Below are 24,184 nucleotides of genomic sequence, written 5' to 3' on the forward strand. Positions count from 1 at the left end.
GGTAATAAATATTACATATAGTTTAACCTAAATAGAAGTAAAATAAAATAACAATTTCCATACAAAAAAGCCGCGATTTTTCGCAGCTTCCAAAAAACATCTTATAAATTATATAAAACTTCCTTTACATTGTCAAAATGCAGGAATTCACCTCTTTTTGCTATCTCTTTTATCTTTGGAACACTTAATATCTTAAAATCCGATACTTCCTCTACCTGCATTTTTATATTTTGCACATCATCTTCCGATATAATATAAGAATACATATCCACAAAATAACTGTTGCTTTCAGTATTTATCCTCTTATAGGTATACAGCTTTTCATAGTCTCTGTCATAAAGATTTATACCTGTTTCTTCCAAAATTTCTCTACGTACGGCATCCTGTGAATTCTCTCCGGCTCTTACTCCACCTCCGGGTATCTCCCAGAGTCCTCCGGCATATCTCTTATCAGGTGAACGTTTTGTAATCAATACTTTTTTATCCTCTGTAAAGAGTATTCCTATTACAACCAAATGAAATTGTTTAGGGTTTAGAGAAAGATTATATCTGTCTACAGTCTCTCCTGTAGGCATCTTGTTTTCATCATATATGTCCCAAAGTTCTTTTTCTGCACTCATTCTTACTACCGTTGCTGCAAATTGTCAGCTCTTTCAAGGTCTATGCAACATCTCCCATTTCACTTAAAATTTTATTCAGCATGGTACGAAGCTGTGCCATCTCTTCATCATTTATATTCAAACAGCCTCTCATACCTACCGGTATGTCAAGCGCGCTTTCTCTAAGCTCTTCTCCGCTTTTTGTCAATGTAACTATAAGTGTTCTCTCATCTATCTTTGAACGCTCTCTTGTAACATAACCCTTTGATTCAAGCTTCTTTAATACAGGTGTAAGTGTACCTGAGTCAAGGAAGAGTTTATCTCCCAACTCTTTTACATTCAATTCCTTATCTTCCCACATTACCATCATTACAATATACTGTGTATATGTAAGATCAAGCTTATCAAGATATACTTTATATCTTCTTACTATTTCCTTTGAGCAGGCATACAGTGGAAAGCAAAGTTGATTTTCCAGTTTAAGTAAGTCGTACTTATCCGCCATTTTAATATTCCCTCTTTCTTTTAAAAGACTTCAAGGAGCCTTTATTTTCATAAACGCTCCCCTGTCTTTTCTATATTAGATTAATTTTTTTACAGCCTCTTCTACTACTTCAACACCTTCTGTAGGCTCAAATCTTCTTACAACATTTCCATTCTTGTCGATAAGGAATTTTGTAAAGTTCCACTTGATATCAGGCTTGCTTGCATAGTCAGGATCAGCCTCACCAAGCATCTTTGTAAGAAGCTTTGACATATCATTGTCTGCGCCCCAGCCTGCAAAACCTTTCTCGCTCTTAAGATACTTAAATACCTCACAAGCTCCGTCACCGTTTACTTCTATTTTTGAGAACAACGGGAAAGTTACACCGAATCTTGAGCTGCAGAACTTAGCAATCTCCTCATCACTTCCAGGTGCCTGATGTCCGAACTGATTACATGGGAAATCAAGTATCACGAAATCCTTATCCTGATAGTCTGCATAGAGCTTTTGTAACTGCTCATACTGTGGTGTAAATCCACACTCTGTTGCAGAGTTTATTATAAGTACTACCTTGTTCTTATAATCACTAAGGCTTACTTCCTCGCCCTTGTTGTTCTTTACTTTAAAATCATATATATTCATATCTTTTCTCCTAACTATATATTAAGTGTTTCCACATATTTTGCCGCTGCAATTCCTGCTACCGCACCGTCTCCCGCTGCAGTTACAAGCTGGCGTACTTCCTTTGTTCTGCCGTCTCCTGCCGCAAATACGCCTTCTGTCTTTGTCTTACAGTCTTCACCTGATACGATATAACCTGCCTTATCAAGCTCTACCACCTCGGCAAAGGCCGCATTATCAGGTACCTGACCTATTGCTACAAAGAGTCCGTCCACTGCAATCTCTCTTTTTTCACCGGTATTTTTATCTTCTACAACTACTCCTGTAACTGCAAAGGACTCTTCCTTTATCTCCACAATATTTGAGTTTAAAACAAACTCTACATTGTCTTTCTTCTTTAAAGCCGCAACTACAGCTTCCTCAGCTCTGAACTCGTCTCTACGATGTATCACATATACTTTCTTTGCAACATTGGCCAAGAATGTAGCATCCTCTATGGCTGTATTACCTCCACCGTTCACAGCAACAACTCTGTCTCTGTAAAACATTCCGTCACAGGTTGCACAGTATGATATGCCTGAACCAACCAATTTTTTCTCATTAGGAAGTCCTAGAGGTCTGTTCTTTGCGCCGGTAGCAAGTATTACCGACTTTGCATCATAAATTTCCTTTTCAGTCTTTACTTTCTTTATATTACCTTCAAGGCTGATGCCAGCCACCTTTTCATATTTTACTTCAGCACCCAGATCTTTTGCCTGATTAAATAAATCTGTGGCAAATTCAAATCCTGAAGTTTTCTTGATAGCAGGATAATTTTCTATCTCAGGAGTATTTATTATCTGTCCTCCATAAGATGCGCCCTCAAGTACAAGTACCGATTTTCCCGCTCTTACTCCGTATATTGCAGCTGACAATCCGGCTGTTCCAGCGCCCACTACTACTATATCGTACATATAATCACTTCTTTCTTTAATGTAAATGTATCTGAATATGCGATACCGCTCTTAATCAGCTACTATTATGCCAACAAAGCCTTTACTTCATCCTTTGTTATAAGACCTACCGACTTATTTACAACTTCACCGTTTTTGAATACCAAAAGTGTAGGTATTGACATAACATGGAACTTGTTTACCAAATCAGGATTCTCATCCGCATTGATCTTAGCTACCGAGAAACCGTCCGCCTCTTCAGCCACTTCATCAACTATAGGTGAAAGCATCTTACATGGACCGCACCATGGTGCCCAAATATCTACTAATACAGGTTCTTTTGCGTTTAAAACTTCCGCTTCAAAATTTTCACTTGTAATTGTCTTTACTGCCATAACTTTTTCTCCTCCGAATCTTTTCTTAAATAGCTTATGATTATATTTTACACAATTTTATTTTATTGTCAAGTGTTTTTTATTTTTCTTTTCCTTCCGTCTCAAAATATTCCTTTGTCAGCTTAACAACCACGTTTGAAAGGAGGAACAGTGCTATAAGGTTAGGTATTGCCATAAGTCCGTTAAAAGTCTCCGATATATCCCATAAAAGCCCGAGGTCCATCGTAGCACCTACTATTGCAGTCAAAGAATATACCACCATAAAAGGCTTTATAACCTTTTCACTTAATAAGAACTCTATGCATCTTGCGCCGTAAAGTCCCCATCCTATAATTGTTGAGAAAGCAAATGAACACATAGCTATTGCTGTAAATATTGATACTCCGTTACCGTATGTCTTTGTAAATCCGCCTATTGTAAGTTCGGCACCTGAAGGTGAACCGAAAGGAATAGTTACTCCCGAACAAAGTATTACCAAAGCTGTAAGTGTACATATAACTATTGTATCGGCAAACACTTCAAATATTCCGAAAAATCCCTGTTTTACCGGCTTTCCTGTATCTGCCGATGCATGTGCAATAGGGCCTGTTCCAAGTCCCGCCTCATTTGAGAATATACCTCTGGACACTCCCTTTTTCATGCTTAAAAAGAAGCTTCCTATAATACCTCCGGTGACCGCTCTCGGATTGAACGCTCCGTATATAATACTTCCAAAGACCTCAGGTACTCTGTTTATGTTTAGAAAAACAACTCCAAGTGCCAATATTACATATATAAGCGCCATGAAAGGTACAAGCTTTTCAGTCACCGATCCTATTCTTTTGATACCGCCAAGTAAAACCAGTCCCACAAGTAGGGTTACAATGATTCCTATGACCAAGTTTATCATCTCATGTCCACCCGGTTTCACTATTCCATATCCTTCAAGTGCTACATTTATAGCTGCCGTAATCGTATTTACCTGAGTGGCATTTCCTGTTCCGAATACCGTAAGAGTACCGAATGTTGCAAATAAGTAAGCCAAAAACAGCCATCTTTTTGAAAGACCGTTTTGAATATAATACATCGGTCCTCCTACAAGATCTCCATGCTTATTTGTTTTTCTGAAATATACGGCAAGAGTAACCTCCGCGAATTTTGTACACATTCCAAGTATTGCGGATATCCACATCCAGAATACACTTCCCGGACCGCCTATTGATATGGCACCTGCAACACCTGCGATATTTCCTGTTCCCACTGTGGCCGCAAGTGCCGTAGTAGCAGCTTGGAAAGGAGAAAGTGCACCGTCTGCTACATCTCTTTTCTTAAAAATTCTCCCGACAGTGGTCTTCATTATATATCTGAATTTTCTTATCTGTAAAAATCCTGTCCTGATACTTAAGAATATGCCTACACCCATAAGAGCTATCATTGCCGGCACACCCCATATGAACCCGCTTAGAGCCGCGTTCAGCTTCGTAATAGTTTCAATCATATTTCCCTCTCAAAATATTATTTAATTGATGATACTTATTCCGTAACATCCTTTATCAAATCCTTTATTACTTCTCCGGCTATTATAAGTCCCACAACAGAAGGGACAAAAGCAACGGAACCCGGAATCGATCTTCTGTCAGTACATTTTCTCTCAGTTCCCGGAGGACATACACAGTGAGAACTGCAACTTATACTTTCATCCTCAAAAGGTACTATAGGCGCTTCTTTTGAATATACCACCTTAAGCTTTTTTATATTTCTTTTCTTAAGCTCACGCCTCATAACCTTTGCAAGCGGGCAAACACTTGTCTTATATATATCGCTCACAATAAAGCCTGTAGGGTCGAGCTTATTTCCCGCACCCATACTGCTTATTATCTTTACATTACTTTCATTTGCCTGCATTACGAGGTTTATCTTGGCAGTGACCGTATCAACCGCATCTATCACATAATCATAATTTGAAAAATCAAATTCGGATGCATTCTCCGGCAAATAAAAGCATCTGTAAGTGGTAACCTTACACTTTGGGTTAATACTCAATATCCTCTCCTTTGCCACATCCACCTTATATTTTCCGATACTTTTTGTATCCGCTATTATCTGTCTGTTAATATTTGTAAGACATACCTTATCATCATCTATAATATCAATAGCTCCCACTCCTGACCTTGCCAGTGCCTCTACACTGTATCCTCCGACTCCTCCGACTCCAAATACGGCAACTCTTGAATTTTTCAGCTTTTCCATGGCTTTTTCTCCCAGCAAAAGCTGTGTTCTTGCAAACTGATCCATATATCTAATTTGGATAATAAATCCATCCTCTCATAATTTTACGCTATCATGCAAGTTTATATTTTATAATGATAATTGTCAATAAATATCAAATATGATTTTTACACAATATTTACAGACAAAAAACCCCTCAAATCCGAAAAACGAATCTGAGGGGTTAATAATTTTATTCCCAAATATCTCTGTCCACATCACTGTTTAAATTTTTCCTTTGCTTACAAATACCTGTAGTAAAAAATATTATTCCGGAAATCATAAATCCAAACCCAAATACAAGCAGTATCCAAAAAGGTGTATTCTTTTCATTAATATAGTTAAACATTTGAATAAATAAAAATACTCCGAAGATAAATTGTGATACACCAATACTTATAAAAAATGAATATCGCTTTTTCATTTGATTATCTACCTCCTTGCTCTCGGTATAAAGTTCCAATTCTCCATCTGCTTTATTTTTTCTCAAATACACTCTGCCGGCATATTCTGTAATCACACTGATACCGGTCTGCTCCAAAAACTTTAAATATTCCTTTCTGCTTTTACCCATATAATTCGGGATATCTATTTTATATTGAAATTTTGCCGGAGAAACATCTTCAAACTCATATATGCCGTTAGAGTATCCTATAAGCATCTTTCCCTGTTCACCCTGTTCATTCAGCCAATTCTCTTCCTCGCTTATATCCAAAAAAACTTTTTTAACTGTAGACTTCATCTTACGCCTCCTTTAACTTTCTTGCATTTGAGAGTAATTCCTCCAATCTTGAAATTTCTTTTTCAAAATATTCTCTACCCTCATCCGTTATAATATACTCAATCTTTCTATCCATTGACTGTTCATCAGTCTGTCTTATCCAGCCTTTTTTTTGTAATGTGTCGAGTGCTCCGTATAATGTTCCGGCTCCCAGATTTACACGCCCATTTGTCATCTCAACTATATCTTTCATAAGTGCATATCCATGTGCTTTCCTATGCAGCCTGAGTAAGATGTAATAAATGGACTCTGTCAACGCCCCGCTGTTTGATAACCTACCCATATTCCCTCCTTCTAAATTGTCCGGATTTTGAATATTACGTTTTATGTTATTACGCTTTTCTATATATCTTTAACTGTAATATATCATAATCCGTAATGGCTGTCAATGCTTTTCTAAAATATATTAAAATTAATTGTTAAAGTTACTCCTTATTTAAGCCTCGACACAAAAAAAAAATTGCAAAAACTATATTCATTTCGCAATCTTTTTTTAATATAAAAAAGCCGACATCTCTGTCGGCCTGTATTTTTTGGGAGGAGAGCCGAATGTATCGGCTCGAGTATTATGAAAAAAATCTTTTATTTTTATAGACTCGCTATCTCTCGTCTATGTTTTGTATTATAGAAAACAAAAGTGGCTAAAGTTTGTTTTTTATGTAAAAGGTTTTTGAATTAGATATGAACAATATATGAACTCTGCCCGGAGCCGGTATTCTTATAAAAAAAGCCGCCGTATATTCCGACTTTTGAAATATACGACAGCTCTTTTTTATTTTTTAGAGAAAATTATTTCCATGCAGGTAAATAAGCACCCTTATATACATCTTCAATGACTTTCTTCACATCATCACTCTGATATGCCTTTACAATCTTTTTGTAATTCTCATTGTCCTTGTCCTCAGTTCTTGCAACAATAACATTTACATACGGATTGTCTGTTCCCTCCTGTACCTTCTCAAGGAAGATAGAATCGTTCTCAGGATTTAAACCGTTGTCTACAGCATGTCCGCCGTTGATTACTGCGGCAGCCACATCAGGTAAAAGACTTGGTGTATTTGCAGCCTCTACTTCTGTAAACTTGATATTCTTAGGATTCTCTGTAATATCGCTGAGTGTAGGTGTATATCCGGCATCAGGATTTACTTTGATAACTCCTGCACTCTCAAGTACCTTTAAAGCTCTACCGCCGTTTGTAGCATCACTTGGGATTGCAATTGTGTCGCCGTCCTTTAACTCCGAAAGGTCGGTAATCTTCTTTGAATATACTCCAAGAGGTGCAACGATTGTATCACCGATTGCCTCAATCTTATATCCGTTATCCTTTATATCATTTGCAAGATATGCCTTGTGCTGGAAAGCGTTTAAATCGATCTCTCCGTCATTTAAAGCTCTGTTCGGCAATGAATAGTCTGCAAACTTTACAAGCTCTACAGTGATGCCTTCTTTTGCCATAGCATCTATTACAGGAGTCCACTGCTCGTTGTTCTCACCTACAACACCGATTTTGATTGTTGTATCGCCTTCTGTCTTAGCGCTCTCTCCCGCTTTAGTGCTTTCTTCCGCCTTCTGACTTGCATCCGCCTTTGTACTCTCTGCACTTGTATCCGCCTTCTGACTTGAACCGCATGCAGTAAGTCCCAAAGTTAAAATAGCGCCTACTGCCAATAATTTACTTAATTTTCTCATAATTAACCTCCTTATGATTATATATATTTTTTTTATCAGTGCTCCGAATATAATCAAATCACTGCATAAAATCCTGTTAATGTGTGTTTTTCTTTATTGCTCTGTTTCCAATGCCCTGTATCAAGCTTACCATTACAAGTATAATGATTACCGTTACATAGGTTACATCAGTCTGATTTCTTTGATGTCCGTATCTTATGGCAAAGTCTCCAAGACCTCCACCGCCTATCGCTCCGGCCATCGCTGTAAGTCCCAAAAGTGATATAAATGTAATCTGTACACCTCTGATAATTCCCGTCATACTTTCTCTTAAATATACTCTGAAAATAATCTCTATAGGTGATGAACCCATACTCTGTGCTGCTTCTATCAGACCGTTGTCCACTTCATGCAATGCACTTTCAATCTGTCTTGTAAAGAAAGGTACCGTACCGAATACCAAAGGAAGTATCGCTCCCTTTGTTCCTATTGCAGTTCCTACCACCATTCTTGTAAAAGGTATAAGAGCCGCAAGAAGTATTACAAAAGGTATTGATCTGAACACATTGATAAGCTTATCTAATATATTATAAATAAATGCATTCTTAAGTATACCCTTTGGTGCGGTTACAACTATCATGACTCCGAATATAAGACCGAATAAAAGTGAAATTGCACCTGATAATACCATCATATTCAAAGTTTGTAAAGTAGCTTCGATAAGTTCATTCGGTTTAGCCGATATGTTTGGTAAGAGAATGTGTAAAAATTCTTTCATCCTTTATCACCTCCACTCCTACTTCCTTATCATGCAAATGCTTGATAGCGGCATCTATATCGGCCTTTTCTCCGCTGACTATCGCCACGGTTCCGCCTATAGGTGCTCCTTTTACTATTTCAACATCTGCATATATTATATTAAGATTTATATTAAACTTTCTGGAAACTTCCGAAATCAGAGCCTCCGAAGTATTGGCTTTCTTATAACTGAGTCTAAGTATAACTTCTCCCGGACTTAACTTAACCACATCAGAGCCTGATGCTATAAGCCCCTCTATCTTTTGAAGATTTGAAGTCGTCTTTATAAAGTCCTTGGTAATCTGATGTTTAGGGTTTGCAAATATTGAGAATACATCTCCTTCTTCCACTACATTACCGTTTTCCATTACCGCCACTCTGTCACAGATTTGCTTTACAACAGCCATCTCATGTGTAATGACCACTATTGTAATTCCGAGCTTTTTATTAAGACTTTGCAAAAGTTCCAAAATGGAAGCCGTGGTCTGAGGATCGAGTGCCGATGTCGCCTCATCACATAAAAGTACCTTAGGATCGTTTGCAAGAGCTCTGGCTATCGCCACTCTTTGCTTTTGACCGCCTGAGAGCTGACTCGGATATGAATTCTCTTTATCCGCTATATCTACAAGTGCCAAGAGCTCTCTGACCTTAGCCTTTTTTTGAACCTTTGTAAGTCCGCTTCCAAAAAGTGAATATTCTACATTATCGGCTACCGTCCTTGACGGCATCAAATTAAAGTGCTGGAAAATCATTCCGATTTTTTTTCTTGCTTTTCTTAAATCTCTAGCTGAAAGGGCTGTCAGATCCTTGTCGTCTACAAATACTTTTCCCGAGTTCGGTCTTTCCAAAAGATTTATACATCTTACAAGTGTGGATTTTCCCGCGCCGGAAAATCCTATGATTCCGAATATCTCTCCCTTTTCTATCACTAAAGATACATCTTTCACCGCATGAACCGTATTACTTCCTGCACTGAAAGTCTTTGTAACATTTTTCAGTTCAATCATTGTATCTTTATTTCCTCTTTCCTATCATATTAGTAGGAATTATAAAGCACCTGCAAAGATTTTGCAAGTGCTTTAAAAATAAAATTATTTATCTTTTCCTATTCTCCATACTCCGGGGCTGAATAAAAGAAGCATCGGATATAACTCAAGTCTTCCCGCCAACATATCAAATGTAAGCACCAGCTTTGAAAAATATGAATATATATTGAAGTTTGCCATAGGTCCCACCTTTGCAAGTCCCGGACCTATATTGTTGAATGTAGCCGCTATGGCTGTAAAATTGGTTTCAAAGTCAAAATTATTGAGTGAGAGTAAAAACATTGATATTACATATATCATAATATATGTGAGCATAAATACTCTTATATTGTTAAGTACCGGCTTTTCAAGCACCTTACCGTCCATCTTTATAGTTTTTACACCTCTTGGATGAATATAGTAACCTATCTCCTGAAATACCGATTTTAACATAACTATAATTCTTGAAACCTTAATTCCACCACCTGTACTTCCGGCACAGGCACCGCACATCATAAGAAAGATTATTACATTTCTTGAAAGCTGCGGCCAAAGATCAAAATCTGTAGTTGAATATCCTGTGGTGGTAATAATCGATCCAACCTGGAATGCCGCATGATTTAATGCTATCAATATGTTATCAAAATATCCTCTGATATTTATTGTTATTATAATGATTGCGGCAAAAATTATTCCGAAATACCATCTCACCTCTTCTATCTTAAAGGCATCTTTTTTATGCTTTCCAAGCAGTAAGAAGTAAGCATTAAAGTTAACACCGAAAAGTATCATAAAGACGGTCACCACCACCTGCATCGCATAGGAATAACTTCCAAGGCTGTCCGCCTTTATACCGAAACCTCCCGTACCTGCCGTACCGAAGGTAATACAGAGAGCATCAAATACAGGCATCTTTACAACCAGTAAAATAACAAACTCTATAATTGTCATTACCAGATATATAAGATAAAGAATCTTTGCGGTATCTCTAAGTCTTGGAACAAGTTTTCCGACTACAGGTCCCGGGCTCTCCGCTTTCATAAGATGCATATTGTAGCCGCCCGCCATAGGAAGTATAGCAAGAAGTAACACAATAACACCCATACCGCCTACCCAGTGTGTAAAGCTTCTCCAGATAAGTGATGTATGACTTAGGCTCTCCACATCTTCAAGTATACTTGCACCCGTGGTGGTAAATCCTGATACCGTTTCAAATAAGGCATCTACCATATTCGGAATCTCACCGGTAAGTACAAAGGGAATTGCTCCCACCACACTGAGTACTATCCATGAGAGCGCAACCATTACAAAACCCTCTCTGGCAAAGAAAACATTTTCAAATTTTTTCTTACTTGAAATAAGGTATCCTATAATTGCAGACACCACACCCACAACCAAGTACGCCATGCCCTCGTGTTCACCGTATATAAGTGATGTTACCGCCGGTATCAAGAAACAGGCCGATTCCAGCATCATCACCTTTCCCACTATATATAATATAATTGAATAATTCATTACTTTAATATATCCTCTAAATTTTGCATACCTGTAATAGTTGTTATTATAATAACGGAATCATTTCTCTGTAATGTTGACTTACCGTTAGGTATCATCACTTTTCCGTCTCTGATAATACCGGCAACAAGTACACCTTCTTTTATAGGCAATGCCTCCAAGGTGGCATCCGTCATACCGGAATCTTCTTTTATATAAAATTCCAAAGCTTCAACCTTGCCATGTATAATCCTATAAAGTGCCTCAACATTATTGCTTCCCACACTGTTTTGCAATCCTCTTACATATCTTACAATATACTCCGCTGTGATATGCTTAGGATAGATCATACTTCCAAGATCGAATTTCTCTATAATATCATCAAATGCAATACGATTTATCTTTGTAACTATTTTGGCATTTGAAACACTCTTTGCATAAAGTGAAAGGAAGGCATTCTCCTCATCAATTCCCGTAAGTGAAACAAATGATGAACAATTCTCTATTCCCTCCTCCAATAATACGTCCTTATCCGCAGCATCACCATGTATGATGACAGCATTCGGAAGCATTGCGGAAAGCTCCTCGCATCTTTCATAGGATTTTTCAATTATTTTTACTTTTATTCCGAGAGGTAAGAGCTGCTTTGCCAGATAGTAGGCGATTGTTCCTCCACCGACTATCATTGTATCTCTTACACCGTTACTGCTGCATCCGACTTTCTTAAAGAAGTCCTTTGCATTTTCTGTGGAGGCTACAATACTTACAATATCTCCATTTTGCAGTACAAAGCCACCATTTGGTATAATTACCTCCTCTTCTCTTTCCACCGCACATATAAGTACATCCGACTTTATATTTCTTCCAACATCTATAAGGCTCTTTCCGACAAGTATATTGCCCTCAGGTATCTTATATTCCAAAAGTTCCACTCTTCCTCTTCCGAAAGTGTCTATTTCTATAGCTGAAGGGAACCTTAAAAGTCTTGCCATTTCTGTAGAAGCCGCATACTCAGGATTGATAGTCATAGCAAGTCCAAGTTCTTTTTTCATAAATCCGATGTCCTGACTGTACTCAGGATTTCTTACTCTGGCTATGGTATGTTCCGCTCCGGCCTTTTTTCCTACCATGCAGCACAGAAGGTTTAACTCATCCGATTCTGTAACTGCAATCAAAAGATCCGAATCTTCTATTCCGGCTTCCTCCAACACGCTATGTGTTGCTCCGTTTCCTGTAACACCCATTATATCGAGTCTGGCCGCCAAAGCCTTTACAACCGCTTCATCTGTATCAACTATTGTTATATCATGTCCTTCTGCACTAAGTTGTTCCGCAATTGTCGAACCGACCTTGCCGCAGCCTACAATTATTATCTGCATTTCCTTCTCCATTATTGAAATACTTATATTATGTTTCCTCGTAACATCTGCCTATTGTAGCACAATAAACTTATATTTGCCATATCTAAGAAATTCACTTCTTTACTCTGCATATCTATTTTGCTATACTGTAGAAAAATATATTTGTATGGAGGTTTATGTGAAAGTACAAAATATCAAAGACGTTGATGCTTTTTTCAAAGTAATCGATGAATGCAAAGGAACAGTTGAGCTTGTTTCCCCTGAAGGTGACAGAATCAACCTTAAGAGTAAGCTTACACAGTATCTTTCAATGGCAAACATCTTTTCAAACGGCTATATCAAGGAACTTGATCTTGTAGCACATGATAAAGAAGACGTTGAAAGAATAATAAAATTCATGTATCAGGGTGAATAAAATATATTTACCTAAAAAAGATCCGGCATTAAACTGCCGGACCTTTTTTATACCTTATAAGCATTTTCATTCTTATAATTTTCCACTATTCTGTATTTTCTACTTGGGCTTTCGGTATCATATCGCTTTTGATAAACACCGTCATCATCCACCCAATAATAAGTACCGTTTATAGCCGACTTGATATAGCATTTTACAAACAGATAGGAGTCCTTACCGAAGCAGTAATCCTTTCCTTCTATAGTTTTCCACTCCGCTTTGGCATATTTGTAGTCCTTATCCACATACCACCATCTGTTATTATCATTGTAATCCTTTATCCAGCCCCTTACAAAGTTTCCGCTTATATAGCCTTCGGATACATGAAACCATGGATTATATCTGCTTGCAATTCTGCCTACAGCCTTTAGCTTTTCCCCTTCACTTAAGTTTTTTACTATGGAAGATGAGGTATTCGGTGCCGTTCTGACTCTTACACCGCTGCCTGTAACGGTAAGTCTTGCGCTTACGGGAATTTCATTAACTCCTGTATCGGTAGAGCTTTGTTTAACTGCCTTTTTTTCATAGCCGGGCCTTGCAAACCCCACTATTGTATAGCCTTTCCCTTCAAAGCTTCTCTTTCTTGTCATTACCATACCGCCGTTTGCGATATTTCCGCTGCCGGTATTGCCCTCTATTGTTTCATATGTACCGTCTCTGTTTGCCGAAACTACAATTCCCGCATGATTTACTCTTCTTGATTTTGATGCCTCTGCAGTCAGAATAAGAATGATATCTCCTCTTTGTCCCTTATCAAAAAGCATATTTTTATTTTTGTAATAACTGTATACGCTTTCCGTGGAGGCTGTCTTCATTCCGTCACAAAAAACATGTTCCGCTCCGGCCATCCTGAAAATATCCCAAAGAAAAGTCACACACCATGGATATGTTGCCACACTGCCGTCATATACTTCCTGCCCGTAATAATCTGTGTTAAATACTACATTATTGCTTTCCGGCGGATCTTCAGTAACACCGACATATTCGTTTGCTTTGTTTATTACATCATCAATTAAAGACATTTGATGTCTCCGTCCGCTATTTCTATTTTGCCTTCTTTTAAAAGATGTCCTACCGCTCTTTTGAAAGCATTCTTGCTAAGCTTAAGCTCCGCCTTTATTCTATCGGGAGAAACGCTCTCATCAAAACCTAAGCTTCCGCCTCTACTCTCAATTATATTGTAAAGAATATCCGCATCGGTAAGCAGCTGTCTGTAAGCCTTTTTTCTCGGACTCAAATCAAGCTTTCCGTCTTCTCTTACTCTTATAACTCTCATATCAAGTCTGTCACCGATTTTGATATCCTCAAAACTCTCATTTGGCGGTATCATGCCGTTGTACTTGTCGTCTACCGCTACAAATATACCCATCTTTTTGATTTCAAATACCGTTCCGACAACTTCATCATCCTTTTTATACGGACTGTTCGGTGAAAGATGTGAATAAACCTTTGCACTGGCCGCAAGTCTGTTACTCTTATCCACATAAAGATATACAAGTATATCATCACCCTCTTTTACCTTATTCACCGTCTCCTTAAAAGGCAAAAGCACATCTCTTTCAAGTCCTATATCAAGAAACGCTCCTATTCCTGTTGTAGATTTTACCAAGAGTCTTCCGACTTCTCCAACTAAAATTTTAGGTCTTCTTGTAGTCGCAATAAGTCTGTCTTTACTGTCACGATATACAAATACTTCTATCTCACTTCCCACTTCACAGCCTTCCGGCACTTCCTTCATAGGCAGAAGTACGTCTTCACCGTTCCCGTCTGTAAGATATATACCGAAATCTTTTTTTCTGTCAACTTCCAGGCTCTGTATTTTTCCTAATTCCATAAATCCCCCTTAATATTCAAATCTGACGATAGCATATGTATCTCCCTTTGGATCTGCCAGATTTACAATATATGAATTTTCATTCTTTGTAATTCTAGGTAAAATCACATCATTCAATACGGCCGCCTTCTTGTATTGTACACTTATTTTTTTTACTTTGAAATCTTCTTCAATAATATTTTTTGCTTTACTTACATATACGGCATTATTCATATGATGATTTGTATCCAAATCATTCTTGCTTACCACAATTTCCTTGCCGAGTTTGTACTCTGTCGGTATATCAAATTTTCTGACAATCTCAGTCATATCGAGGCGTTTCTCATTACCTGCCAAATACTTTTTTAAAGCTTCATCTGTAGGTTTGGTAGGTCTTTTATTGTCCAAATCATAATGAAACCATATGGAATCCGCTTTTACCAAAAACTCACCGTTTTCATCTTTTAAAAAGAAATTTCTATAGCCGTAAAAGCTTTTAAAGTTATATGCAAATGTGCCTACTTCCACTTTCTGTGCAAGTCCCGGCAATCTGCTTATATCTATCTGCCAGGAATTCACCCACCAGGCTTCCTTTTTCCCTTGTAAATATTTTATTCCAAGTCCCAGGTCCTCAGATTGAAATGTTGAACAGTCCTGAAATAAATTCAAAAGTCCTACCAAAGACAGCTCTCCATTCTCCCCCAATTCACTGTATCTGATTCTTTCATTAAATGAATACATTTGACTACCTTACCTCACTGTCTCTTATTTTAAAAGAGATTTGAAATACTCAAAAATTTCCTCACCTACTACCGCATCATCTCTTCTTTGTTTATAAGACATTCTCTCAGGATGAAACTGTGTAGCTATAATCGGTAATTCTTCATGTATAACGGCTTCACATACTCCGTCCTCGGAGCGTAAAACCTCCTTCAGTCCTTCCCCGAGTTTTTTTGCGCCTTGGTGATGTGCGGAGTTTATATTGAAAGTTTTACCATAAAATTTTTCAAACAAATTTCCTTCTTCTACACTTTTTACACTGTGTATGCTGTCATTATCATTTTTTCTTGTATGAATATCTCTTGTTGCAAGATCCTGATGTAAACTTCCTCCAAAGTATATATTTATAAGCTGCATACCTCTGCAAATGCCTAAGATGGGCTTTTTTGCCTTTACAAATGCATCCAAAATATCTCTTTGTGCTTTATCAAGCTCTTTGTCAGGCTCATCCGAACCGTTCATTTCTTCACCATAGTAAACAGGATCTATATCTCCGCCACCGGGAAGAAGCAGACCGTCACATTTTATGGCTTCATCCACATCAAGAGTTGCGATAACTTCTATATCATTTTCTTTTAATGCATCGATATAATTTGTCAAGTTTTCAGTCCCTGCAAGTGCTACCTTCTTCATAAAAAATCCTCGTCTATATATACTAAAAAACTCCCACAAACATCATTGTTTGAATGGGAGTTGTAAAAGCTGGGCTACTAGGATTCGAACCTAGAAATGCTGGAGTCAGAGTCCAGTGCCTTACCATTTGGCGATAACCCAAAACTGACTTTAATAGGATACTCTATTAGGTCAGTTTTGTCAATAGTAAATTGAAAACTTACTTGATTTTTTTGTGAAAACTTAGCTTAAGCTCAATACGGCAATTGTCATCCTTAGTTTTGCAGTCAAACTGTATCTGCCATACTCTCTCTTCCACACCGTTGTGGTTGCTGAAGCATACTTCATTTATATTTATATTTCCTGCGTTTACTACATCTATACAAAGTAAAGCCCTTTTTCCCTGTAAAAGGATTCTGTTGTCTTTAATTTCAGGCTTTATATATGTCACCAGATTTTCAGTCAAACTATATTTATAAGACAGGCTTTCCGTTATATCCTCTATAACAATATATTTATCATGACTGTAGTATTCAACATTCCTGTAAAGTTTTATATTCTCAAAACCATAGGCCTTTGCATAAGACATTTTAACCTGTCCGACTTTTGGCGATTCAAAACTTGAACATTTATATTTTTCTCCTGCTTTTTGTTCCTCACCGTTTATAAGAGGTACATTATGCGAAAGACTTCTGTTATTAAATATTTTATACCTTGTATCATCCTTAAAATAATCCTTTGTATACTCGCCACATCCAAGATCTGCAAGGAATACTTCTCCGGCATAACTTAGTATAAAACTTCCTATATCATTATGGTTGTGAGGCTCATTATTATTACCGCCTTTGATTGCAAGTCCGGTATCACCACTATTCCATACAGCCCACTGTGCCTCTTTATAAAAAATAAATTTGTACTCTTCTTTTATAACTTGATTTTTATTTTTTTCATCTTCTAAAAATTCACTCACCCATAAATCGTCCTGCAGATTTGCCATAAATCTATAGCAACCGTCAGAGTCAAATTTCATAGCGAAATCTATAGGTGGAATTTCAAAGCCCTTAAATTTACTCTTTAAAAAACAACTAAGTCCAAGTCTGAATCTGTCATTGGCCAAGCCATCGGAAAAACTTATAGTGTTACCACCGGGTAAAAAGCAGTTTTGCTGAAACAATACAATATTTTCAAGCCTCTCATCGGTATATAAGTTTTTTTCTCCATCGGTATATTCATACAGCTGCCTTGCAAAACCGAAAAAATATTCCATACCATATGTAAAATAGCTCATCCCCTCAAGACATACACCGTCTTCACTGAAACCTCCGACATATTTGTCCAGACAAAGTTTTACTCTGTCAAGTATTTTATCTCTTACACCTTTATCATCCGGCAGATACAATACAGCGCTGCCTATACTTGATGCACATACCGATATCCAGTTATTATCCCAGTTTTCCCATCTGTGATATCCGAATTCACTTTCCGCATAAGGCTTTATTATCCTCCTCCATACATTTTCTTTTATAATGTCCAGACATTCCTCATATAATATCTTACCCAGATAATGGTATATACATGATAGAGCCTGTGCAGTTTCAGCCGCAAATAAATCTATAGTATACTTCCGGTCGTATTTACTCATATCAACATGTGCAGGCAAAGCCCATGTATCTTCTTTACATATTGTATATATTATCTCTTCAAGCTTTTTTATATATATCTTTTCCTTGTGCCATAATGTAACAAAAAAGAATACATTCAAAAATTTTCTTCTCTCAAAATATAGTTTTTCGTATATAAGTCTGTTTCCGGTCTGTTCATACAGTAAAAACTTCTCTTCACTAAGTACAGGTAACTCCTTATACAGTAATTCCCTACTATAGTTTTCTATATCTCTCTTAAATTCTTCCAGATGTATTCTTATTGCTTCAAAACATTTCATAATTTATTCTTTCACTGCACCTATCATAATACCTTTGGTAAAATACTTTTGTAAGAAAGGATATGCACACAGTATCGGCAAAGTTGCAACGATAACGGTCGCATATCTTATCGTTGCTCCTACCGCTTCCAAATCTCCTGAAGATACTCCCTGTGTCATAACCGAAGTGTCATTTGAAAGCAGAATTTCTCTAAGTATAACCTGAAGCGGATACATGGATCTGTCTGTAAGTATTGTGGAAGCCCAAAACCATCCGTTCCATACACCCACACCATAGTATAAAAGCATAACCGCAAGTACAGGCTTTGAAAGTGGCAATACTATTGAAAACAGTATTCTTATATGTCCCGCTCCGTCTATTCTTGCAGCCTCACTGAGTGACTTCGGTATACTTTCAAATGATGTCTTTAAAATAATCATATTGTAGGTACTTATCATAAAGGGAAGAATAAGCCCCCAATGACTATTCATCAAATGCAATGATCTCAGATTCTGATAAAAAGGTATCATTCCGCCGCTTATAAACATAGTCAAGGTTATCATAAACATCAAAGGCTTCTTAAATAGTACCCTCTCTCTTGAAAAGAAGTATGCTCCTATTGATGTCATGGTTATTTGCAATATCAAACTTATAATAAGAATTTTTATAGTATTCAAATAACCTGATAAAATCATTTTATTTTTAAATACTGCAATATATGCCGCTATATTCGGCTTTATCGGGAGCAAAAGTAAACCGCTGTGCTGCATTATCAGATTTCCGTTTGATAGAGAAGCCATCAGAACATACCATATGGGATATATACATAACAAAGCAAGTATGGATAAAATACATATATTAAACAGATTAAATATACTGAATGAATTAGAATTTTTCTTTTTCATTATCCCTCCTTACCACAGACTTGTTTCACTGACTTTTTTACTCAGTTTATTTGCCACAAGCAGGAATATAAAATTTATACCTGAGTTGAACAGACCTATTGCTGTTGAATAACTCCAGTTTCTCTCTAATATACCCACTCTGTAAATATATGAGGCAATAACATCTGCTGTTTCATAAGTTGCCTCATTATATAAAAGTATTGTCTTTTCATAGCTTGATCCAAGGATTTGACCAAGCCTTAATATAAGCATAATTATTATAGTTGTGCTTATTCCCGGCAAAGTAACATGTAAAAGTTTATCCCATCTGTTTGCACCGTCTATAGATGCCGCCTCATACAGCTGCTCATCAATACCTGACAATGCCGCCAGATATATTATTGAACCCCAGCCTATTTCCTGCCATATATCCGAAGTGATATATATTGTCCTGTACAGTGCAGGATTTTGAATAAGCGATGTTCTTGTACCGCCGAAAAACTCGATTATATCATTTATAAGTCCGGTGCTTTGTGTAAACTCTTTTATAATTCCGGTTACCACTACCAATGAAATAAAATGTGTCAAATATGTTGCAGTCTGAACAGTCTTCTTAAACTTCTTTTGTTTCAGTTCGTTTAAAAGCAGCGCAAGTATTATAGGTGCAGGGAATCCGAAGATAATTCCGTATACGCTCAATAAAACTGTATTCCTCAGTATTCTTACAAAATACGGACTGTTAAAAAACCTTATGAACTGCGCAAAACCTACCCATTCACTTCCCTTTATTCCAAGTCTCGGATTGTAATCCATAAATGCAATAACCGCACCATACATTGGTTTATAGTGAAATATAATATAAAATATTAAAACCGGTAGAACTAAAATATACAAACTTTTATTCAGTTTTAAATCTTTTTTTATTTTAGAAAATATCGTATTCTTCATATTATCACCTTTGCAAGCCGATGCAAAAGCACCGGCCTGTCAAATATCATATTTTACTATCTTGCATTATATCTTTCCAATGCCGCATTCTCCATTTCCAATACCTTGTCAATTCCCATTGACTTGATTGTACTTACATAATTGTCCCATTCAGACATATCCATAGTTCCAAGAATAAACTTTAATGTACATTCATCTCTATATGTATTTACTTCAGTCATTATTCTTGCTATCTCCTTACTCTCTTCCGCATTAGGAGTAATAGGCGGTATTGTATACTTCTTCATATTTGTATCCGACCAAAGCTTTAATGCCTCTTTTTGTTCATCCAGTGAGAAATACTGTAAAATGTATTCTTCATCCTGAACAAAAGGTCCGTTATAGTTTGCCCTTACATGTCCTGCCATAGAATGAGTTATAGACATATTCGGATTATTAAGTAAGAGGTCTGTATATGTATACTTGCCGTCTTTCATCTCATAGCTTACTCCCTCTTTACCGAAATTAAAAAGTACATGTCCGGCTTCACTGTATCCGTAATCCAAGAGTCTTGCTGCCACTTCCACATCCTTACAGCTTGTTGTAATTGCCGCACATCCAAGTCCGCCCGGATAGAAATTATCTCTTTGTCCCATTTCAGGTTTCTGTCCTGCTTCAAGTGTGGGATATGGTGCTCCGACAAGTCTGAAATCAGGATTTGTCTCTTTTCCGGCCTTAGTCCAGTTTCCCATACCGCTTCCGCCCCAGGCAAATGATGCGCCTGCCGCTCCGCTTGTTATCTTTGCCGCCACCTGATCGTTTGTAAGTGTTGCAAGATCCGGATCCAAAAGTCCCGCCTTCATCCACTCACTCATCTTTTGAAGATAATTTTTATATGAATCTTCTATAGCACCATATGCAATCTTACCGTCCTTTAAATAGAATGTTCTTCTTGCATTGTAAGCACAGGCAAAAGGATTGTTGTTTGTAAGATCCGGCACTGAATACCAGTAGGCAAATGCTCCTGTAGCCCCCTTTTTCTCTTTGAATGCTGTAAGCACAGTTTCCCATTCATCCACGGTCTTCGGTACTTCAAGGCCAAGTTCATCAAGCCAATCTCCTCTAAGCATAGGTCCCATACTTGTAAGCAGAAGGTCTCCTCCTCTTATAAACGGAAAGCAGTAATAATCACCATTGTCTGTTCTTATCATTTTGTCCACATCCGGATGATCCTTTAAATATGCCTTTATATTCGGGCAATACTTGTCAAATACATCATTCAAAGGAATTATTACACCGTCATCAATAGCCTTTTGCGGTCCGCCTTCATATCCGAACCACTCCCATTCTACGATATCGGGTAATTCCTCATCCAGTAACATAAGATTGAACTGCTCTTTTTCCTGACCGAGTGCAGGATGCTTGTACTCTACAGCAATTCCGGATTGTTCGTGGAGATTTTTATAAAAATCGGTCTCTCCAAGATTTCCGTAATTAGCCGAAACATTGACATTAAGTGGAATCCAATAAGTCAATGTCTTATCTGTTTTCATAGGATAAGAGAACTCTTTGTTCTCTGATACCGCCTCACTCGCAGTATCACTTGCCGTCTTTTCCTCCACTTTCTGTGAACAACCTGTCAAACTCATGCTGACCAAACTACATACCAATAACAAACTGCCTAAATTTCTTAAGCTCTTTCTCATATTCCCTCCTTAATTTTGTTACGATATTTAATTATTTATCTCCATTTTATATGAAAACATTATGTTTTTCAACCCATTTTTGATAAATATATATTTAATTTTAATAACTATTGTATAATTTTTATCAATGTTATTCCACTAAAAAAGTCACAAAAGCTTCAACTTTTGTGACTCCTCTTTATTCCCATCTTTCAAATAAATCTTCAAACTTTAGGGTATCATCTTTTTTTATAACCTTACTTCTGCCGTCTCCGTAATCATAGCAAAAAGTCGTCCATAGGTTTCTCTTTCCAAATCCTATTTTTACAAGTTTATCTAAAACGATACCGCCCTGTGGAAGCTCTTTTTTTAAAAAATCGCACAGCTCATCAAGAGTTTTTATATCGACAAAATCATTTATACCCTGTTTAAAGGTTATAGACTTATACTCATTGTCGTCTTTATCAAAAATTCTTATATGCTTCATATTTTGATTGAAGTTATTTATTCTCTCGGCTGTTTCATTGCCCTCTATAAGAGAAAAACCTCCCTGCATATAGGCTTTTTCTATCTTATAATCCTTTAATGTATCATCTTTTTCGGTTTCTCTTTCGATGTCCACATTTTTACCGTCATACTTCACATCATAAATATCGCCTTTAAAATCCATATATTTTAAACGGGAACATGTGGCATTTGCAACCATGCATTTTACACTTGCCTCTTCCTGAAATCCCTTTTTAAGGCTCGGCTTTGAAAACTCTTTTTTATCCTCTTTAGACTTTGAGTATTCAGCCATATCATCCTCGGAACTCTTAGGCCTTGATCTATTCATCATTAGAAGAACCGCCACTATCGCTACCGCAACCGCCGCTATAATAATTACATTCATACCTTCTTCTTTCTTACATCCGCCTTTTTATCTTCTTCGGCAATAAGTACCATACAACTTCTGCCTTCAACCGATATCTTTCTTTGGTCTTCTGTCTTAACAACATCTTTCTTAAACGGGGTATTTATATCATCCGTATTTACCAATACTTTCCATGAGCTTCCTCTCTTTATGGTAGGAAGCGAAAACTCATGTCTGTCCCAATGCATATTTAAGATAATATATATATCCTGTTTTCCTTCTATAAGTATTCCCATCTGCCTATTATAGTATTCAAAATCCGGTTTCCAAACCTGCATACCGTGAACAGAGGTTTTGGACTTTTCCACGCTCGAAATATACTCTCTTCTGAATCCAAGCATAGCCCTTACAAAGTCAAGAAAGTCCTTATTCTTGTCTACCAGTTTCCAATTGAAATAGCTTATCTCATTGTCCTGACAATATGTATTATTATTTCCGTTCTTTGACTGTAATATCTCATCGCCGCTGCATATACATGGAGCACCTTTTGATATCATCAAAAGGAATACGGCATTCAAATACATCCTCTTTCTTAGGTTAAGTACCTGCATCTTTTTGGTATCACCCTCAAATCCGCAGTTCCAGGAAAAGTTCATATTTGATCCGTCAGCATTGTCTTCACCATTATCTTCATTATGCTTATAATCATATCTGTATATATCGGCAAGTGCAAATCCGTTGATATCCGAAATAAAGTTTAAATAATTGCTCTTTTCCGCAATCACATTTGCAACGAAAGGAACCATTCCCTCATCACCTTTCAGATATTTTCTCATATTGTTCATATAATCATAATCCATAGAGATGATGTTTTTGCCCTTGTTTTCATATATCTTATTTGTAAATATGAATTTGCTGTCAAGAAGATAAGGATCTTTTACAATATCATCACAGTAATCAACTCCTGTGAGATGAAAACCGTCTATATGGTATTCAATTTTCCAGTATCTTAATACATCAATTATATAGCTGATATTTTTCTTGGCAAAGAAAAACTCCTGTATGACTCCGATACCTGCTTCATGCAGGGCCTTTACCATACTCTTATATTCATTTACAGGATTTCTGTTTTTTCTTGTAGAATAACTTGCCTTAGGTGCAAAGTTTAAACTGTCTGCATATCCCCAATAGTTTATTCTGATTTTTTCCTGCTTTTCTTTCTTCTCCTTATCAAAAAGGGAAATCCAACTTCCTCCGACTCTTATAAACTCATCAAATTCAGTTGCAGGCATTATATCAACAAAATCCACACCAATGTCTTTTAAATAGTCTATCTTACTTATAAGTCCTTTAAATGTACCCTTGTCCACAACCTTTGAGCTGTTTGATTTTGTAAAACCTCTTATATGAAGCCTGTAAATAAATGCTTCATCCAAAGTTTTATTGTCCAAGTTGTTTTCAAAATCATTACCCCAGTCAAATTCACTTATATACACAGGGCTTCTTCTCGGGTTATCTATAAGACTAGTTTTACCGAAACTGTCTCTACCCGAAAAGCATTTACCGTATTCATCCGGAAAAAGTCCTTTTTCATCTTCAAAAGCATACTCAAAAGTTTTCTTAAGGCGTGTATTTACCTGTAAAAACCACACATCTCCTATTCTTGATTCCTTTGGAAACTCTATTCTTTCTACAGGAGCTTCTTCATTTCTTTCATAAAGGTTTAAATAAAGTCGTTCACATTTTCTTATAACCTTTATAAAAAAACAAGAGGGCGTCACAGTCATACCAAGCGGATAAGAATAACTTCTACCTCTCTCTTTCTGAACTACCATAACGCACCTCCTTT

General features: G+C 37.0%; 25 protein-coding genes and 1 tRNA gene. 1 reads left to right on the forward strand and 25 read right to left on the reverse strand.

The genetic code is table 11. The features are described from left to right. Positions 1-101: 101 nt before the first annotated feature. From HMPREF1495_RS01365 to trkA, 14 genes are all read right to left on the reverse strand, one after another. Positions 102-620, reverse strand: a complete 519-nt coding sequence (locus tag HMPREF1495_RS01365; protein WP_034211422.1) for an NUDIX hydrolase — start codon at positions 618-620, stop codon at positions 102-104. Between the two features lie 40 nt (positions 621-660). Next, on the reverse strand, positions 661-1,104 hold the full coding sequence (locus HMPREF1495_RS01370) for a MarR family winged helix-turn-helix transcriptional regulator (protein ID WP_034211424.1): 444 nt from the start codon (positions 1,102-1,104) through the stop codon (positions 661-663). A 75-nt stretch (positions 1,105-1,179) separates the two neighbouring features. Next, the gene (locus tag HMPREF1495_RS01375; protein WP_034211426.1) at positions 1,180-1,725 is read right to left on the reverse strand and encodes a glutathione peroxidase; all 546 of its coding nucleotides are present in this window, start codon (positions 1,723-1,725) and stop codon (positions 1,180-1,182) included. 14 nt (positions 1,726-1,739) lie between these two features. Further along, positions 1,740-2,657 carry an NAD(P)/FAD-dependent oxidoreductase gene (locus HMPREF1495_RS01380; RefSeq protein ID WP_034211428.1) on the reverse strand — a complete coding sequence of 306 codons (918 nt, stop codon included), beginning with the start codon at positions 2,655-2,657 and terminating at the stop codon, positions 1,740-1,742. Between the two features lie 65 nt (positions 2,658-2,722). Then, positions 2,723-3,031 (reverse strand): thioredoxin, encoded by a 309-nt coding sequence (gene trxA / locus HMPREF1495_RS01385; protein WP_034211430.1) that lies wholly within the window; start codon positions 3,029-3,031, stop codon positions 2,723-2,725. Positions 3,032-3,110: 79 nt separating this feature from the next. Further along, entirely contained in the window at positions 3,111-4,508 is a 1,398-nt protein-coding gene (locus HMPREF1495_RS01390; protein ID WP_034211432.1) for an alanine/glycine:cation symporter family protein, read from the reverse strand. A gap of 35 nt (positions 4,509-4,543) precedes the next feature. Next, the gene (locus HMPREF1495_RS01395) at positions 4,544-5,305 is read right to left on the reverse strand and encodes a tRNA threonylcarbamoyladenosine dehydratase (RefSeq protein WP_007595328.1); all 762 of its coding nucleotides are present in this window, start codon (positions 5,303-5,305) and stop codon (positions 4,544-4,546) included. A gap of 166 nt (positions 5,306-5,471) precedes the next feature. Continuing rightward, the gene (locus tag HMPREF1495_RS01400; RefSeq protein WP_034211434.1) at positions 5,472-6,020 is read right to left on the reverse strand and encodes a DUF2812 domain-containing protein; all 549 of its coding nucleotides are present in this window, start codon (positions 6,018-6,020) and stop codon (positions 5,472-5,474) included. Between the two features lies 1 nt (position 6,021). After that, positions 6,022-6,342: a PadR family transcriptional regulator gene (locus HMPREF1495_RS01405; RefSeq protein ID WP_034211436.1), complete on the reverse strand. Its 321-nt coding sequence runs from the start codon at positions 6,340-6,342 to the stop codon at positions 6,022-6,024. Between the two features lie 506 nt (positions 6,343-6,848). Beyond that, positions 6,849-7,748 (reverse strand): MetQ/NlpA family ABC transporter substrate-binding protein, encoded by a 900-nt coding sequence (locus HMPREF1495_RS01410; RefSeq protein ID WP_034211438.1) that lies wholly within the window; start codon positions 7,746-7,748, stop codon positions 6,849-6,851. A 76-nt stretch (positions 7,749-7,824) separates the two neighbouring features. After that, entirely contained in the window at positions 7,825-8,505 is a 681-nt protein-coding gene (locus HMPREF1495_RS01415; RefSeq protein ID WP_007595319.1) for a methionine ABC transporter permease, read from the reverse strand. Continuing rightward, positions 8,462-9,532, reverse strand: a complete 1,071-nt coding sequence (locus tag HMPREF1495_RS01420) for a methionine ABC transporter ATP-binding protein (RefSeq protein WP_034211441.1) — start codon at positions 9,530-9,532, stop codon at positions 8,462-8,464. Before HMPREF1495_RS01420 ends, HMPREF1495_RS01415 begins: the two co-directional genes overlap by 44 nt. Before the next feature lie 84 nt (positions 9,533-9,616). Then, positions 9,617-11,065: a TrkH family potassium uptake protein gene (locus tag HMPREF1495_RS01425; protein WP_034211443.1), complete on the reverse strand. Its 1,449-nt coding sequence runs from the start codon at positions 11,063-11,065 to the stop codon at positions 9,617-9,619. After that, the gene (trkA, locus tag HMPREF1495_RS01430; protein WP_034211445.1) at positions 11,065-12,423 is read right to left on the reverse strand and encodes a Trk system potassium transporter TrkA; all 1,359 of its coding nucleotides are present in this window, start codon (positions 12,421-12,423) and stop codon (positions 11,065-11,067) included. Before trkA ends, HMPREF1495_RS01425 begins: the two co-directional genes overlap by 1 nt. 160 nt (positions 12,424-12,583) lie before the next feature. Here trkA and HMPREF1495_RS01435 point away from each other — a divergent pair, with 160 nt between their 5' ends. Continuing rightward, positions 12,584-12,820, forward strand: a complete 237-nt coding sequence (locus tag HMPREF1495_RS01435; RefSeq protein ID WP_007595311.1) for a hypothetical protein — start codon at positions 12,584-12,586, stop codon at positions 12,818-12,820. 47 nt (positions 12,821-12,867) lie between these two features. Here HMPREF1495_RS01435 and HMPREF1495_RS01440 read toward each other — a convergent pair whose 3' ends face one another. From HMPREF1495_RS01440 to HMPREF1495_RS01490, 11 genes are all read right to left on the reverse strand, one after another. Beyond that, entirely contained in the window at positions 12,868-13,881 is a 1,014-nt protein-coding gene (locus HMPREF1495_RS01440) for an SH3 domain-containing protein (RefSeq protein ID WP_034211447.1), read from the reverse strand. Then, positions 13,872-14,693, reverse strand: coding sequence for a CvfB family protein (locus HMPREF1495_RS01445; protein WP_034211449.1), 822 nt, complete (start codon positions 14,691-14,693; stop codon positions 13,872-13,874). Before HMPREF1495_RS01445 ends, HMPREF1495_RS01440 begins: the two co-directional genes overlap by 10 nt. Before the next feature lie 9 nt (positions 14,694-14,702). After that, positions 14,703-15,413, reverse strand: coding sequence for an acyl-[acyl-carrier-protein] thioesterase (locus HMPREF1495_RS01450; RefSeq protein ID WP_034211451.1), 711 nt, complete (start codon positions 15,411-15,413; stop codon positions 14,703-14,705). Positions 15,414-15,437: 24 nt separating this feature from the next. Beyond that, positions 15,438-16,085, reverse strand: a complete 648-nt coding sequence (locus HMPREF1495_RS01455; RefSeq protein ID WP_034211453.1) for a gamma-glutamyl-gamma-aminobutyrate hydrolase family protein — start codon at positions 16,083-16,085, stop codon at positions 15,438-15,440. 69 nt (positions 16,086-16,154) lie between these two features. Further along, positions 16,155-16,226 (reverse strand) — tRNA-Gln (locus tag HMPREF1495_RS01460). A gap of 58 nt (positions 16,227-16,284) precedes the next feature. Then, positions 16,285-18,006, reverse strand: coding sequence for a heparinase II/III domain-containing protein (locus tag HMPREF1495_RS01465; RefSeq protein ID WP_034211454.1), 1,722 nt, complete (start codon positions 18,004-18,006; stop codon positions 16,285-16,287). Positions 18,007-18,009: 3 nt separating this feature from the next. Next, positions 18,010-18,891, reverse strand: a complete 882-nt coding sequence (locus tag HMPREF1495_RS01470; RefSeq protein WP_034211455.1) for a carbohydrate ABC transporter permease — start codon at positions 18,889-18,891, stop codon at positions 18,010-18,012. Between the two features lie 9 nt (positions 18,892-18,900). Continuing rightward, a complete protein-coding gene (locus HMPREF1495_RS01475) occupies positions 18,901-19,818 on the reverse strand; it encodes an ABC transporter permease (RefSeq protein WP_034211456.1) in 918 nt (305 codons plus the stop codon). A 56-nt stretch (positions 19,819-19,874) separates the two neighbouring features. After that, positions 19,875-21,503 (reverse strand): extracellular solute-binding protein, encoded by a 1,629-nt coding sequence (locus tag HMPREF1495_RS01480; protein WP_034211457.1) that lies wholly within the window; start codon positions 21,501-21,503, stop codon positions 19,875-19,877. A 178-nt stretch (positions 21,504-21,681) separates the two neighbouring features. Then, positions 21,682-22,374 (reverse strand): hypothetical protein, encoded by a 693-nt coding sequence (locus HMPREF1495_RS01485; RefSeq protein WP_034211458.1) that lies wholly within the window; start codon positions 22,372-22,374, stop codon positions 21,682-21,684. Then, entirely contained in the window at positions 22,371-24,170 is a 1,800-nt protein-coding gene (locus HMPREF1495_RS01490) for a glycosidase (RefSeq protein WP_034211459.1), read from the reverse strand. Before HMPREF1495_RS01490 ends, HMPREF1495_RS01485 begins: the two co-directional genes overlap by 4 nt. Between the last annotated feature and the right edge of the window lie 14 nt (positions 24,171-24,184).

Source organism: Lachnoanaerobaculum sp. MSX33 (assembly GCF_000512995.1).
In the GTDB taxonomy this organism is placed as follows: Bacteria; Bacillota; Clostridia; order Lachnospirales; family Lachnospiraceae; genus Lachnoanaerobaculum.

Excerpts from the sequence above, each read along its gene's own strand:
- HMPREF1495_RS01450 (WP_034211451.1), bottom strand. The coding sequence starts at position 15,413 with ATGTATTCATTTAATGAAAGAATCAGATACAGTGAATTGGGGGAGAAT.
- HMPREF1495_RS01425 (WP_034211443.1), bottom strand. The coding sequence starts at position 11,065 with ATGAATTATTCAATTATATTATATATAGTGGGAAAGGTGATGATGCTG.
- HMPREF1495_RS01405 (WP_034211436.1), bottom strand. The coding sequence starts at position 6,342 with ATGGGTAGGTTATCAAACAGCGGGGCGTTGACAGAGTCCATTTATTAC.
- HMPREF1495_RS01485 (WP_034211458.1), bottom strand. The coding sequence starts at position 22,374 with ATGAATGTAATTATTATAGCGGCGGTTGCGGTAGCGATAGTGGCGGTT.
- HMPREF1495_RS01475 (WP_034211456.1), bottom strand. The coding sequence starts at position 19,818 with ATGAAGAATACGATATTTTCTAAAATAAAAAAAGATTTAAAACTGAAT.
- HMPREF1495_RS01380 (WP_034211428.1), bottom strand. The coding sequence starts at position 2,657 with ATGTACGATATAGTAGTAGTGGGCGCTGGAACAGCCGGATTGTCAGCT.
- HMPREF1495_RS01440 (WP_034211447.1), bottom strand. The coding sequence starts at position 13,881 with ATGTCTTTAATTGATGATGTAATAAACAAAGCAAACGAATATGTCGGT.
- trxA (WP_034211430.1), bottom strand. The coding sequence starts at position 3,031 with ATGGCAGTAAAGACAATTACAAGTGAAAATTTTGAAGCGGAAGTTTTA.
- HMPREF1495_RS01445 (WP_034211449.1), bottom strand. The coding sequence starts at position 14,693 with ATGGAATTAGGAAAAATACAGAGCCTGGAAGTTGACAGAAAAAAAGAT.
- HMPREF1495_RS01415 (WP_007595319.1), bottom strand. The coding sequence starts at position 8,505 with ATGAAAGAATTTTTACACATTCTCTTACCAAACATATCGGCTAAACCG.
- HMPREF1495_RS01490 (WP_034211459.1), bottom strand. The coding sequence starts at position 24,170 with ATGGTAGTTCAGAAAGAGAGAGGTAGAAGTTATTCTTATCCGCTTGGT.
- trkA (WP_034211445.1), bottom strand. The coding sequence starts at position 12,423 with ATGCAGATAATAATTGTAGGCTGCGGCAAGGTCGGTTCGACAATTGCG.
- HMPREF1495_RS01455 (WP_034211453.1), bottom strand. The coding sequence starts at position 16,085 with ATGAAGAAGGTAGCACTTGCAGGGACTGAAAACTTGACAAATTATATC.
- HMPREF1495_RS01395 (WP_007595328.1), bottom strand. The coding sequence starts at position 5,305 with ATGGATCAGTTTGCAAGAACACAGCTTTTGCTGGGAGAAAAAGCCATG.
- HMPREF1495_RS01390 (WP_034211432.1), bottom strand. The coding sequence starts at position 4,508 with ATGATTGAAACTATTACGAAGCTGAACGCGGCTCTAAGCGGGTTCATA.
- HMPREF1495_RS01370 (WP_034211424.1), bottom strand. The coding sequence starts at position 1,104 with ATGGCGGATAAGTACGACTTACTTAAACTGGAAAATCAACTTTGCTTT.
- HMPREF1495_RS01410 (WP_034211438.1), bottom strand. The coding sequence starts at position 7,748 with ATGAGAAAATTAAGTAAATTATTGGCAGTAGGCGCTATTTTAACTTTG.
- HMPREF1495_RS01470 (WP_034211455.1), bottom strand. The coding sequence starts at position 18,891 with ATGAAAAAGAAAAATTCTAATTCATTCAGTATATTTAATCTGTTTAAT.
- HMPREF1495_RS01365 (WP_034211422.1), bottom strand. The coding sequence starts at position 620 with ATGAGTGCAGAAAAAGAACTTTGGGACATATATGATGAAAACAAGATG.
- HMPREF1495_RS01375 (WP_034211426.1), bottom strand. The coding sequence starts at position 1,725 with ATGAATATATATGATTTTAAAGTAAAGAACAACAAGGGCGAGGAAGTA.
- HMPREF1495_RS01420 (WP_034211441.1), bottom strand. The coding sequence starts at position 9,532 with ATGATTGAACTGAAAAATGTTACAAAGACTTTCAGTGCAGGAAGTAAT.
- HMPREF1495_RS01480 (WP_034211457.1), bottom strand. The coding sequence starts at position 21,503 with ATGAGAAAGAGCTTAAGAAATTTAGGCAGTTTGTTATTGGTATGTAGT.
- HMPREF1495_RS01465 (WP_034211454.1), bottom strand. The coding sequence starts at position 18,006 with ATGAAATGTTTTGAAGCAATAAGAATACATCTGGAAGAATTTAAGAGA.
- HMPREF1495_RS01400 (WP_034211434.1), bottom strand. The coding sequence starts at position 6,020 with ATGAAGTCTACAGTTAAAAAAGTTTTTTTGGATATAAGCGAGGAAGAG.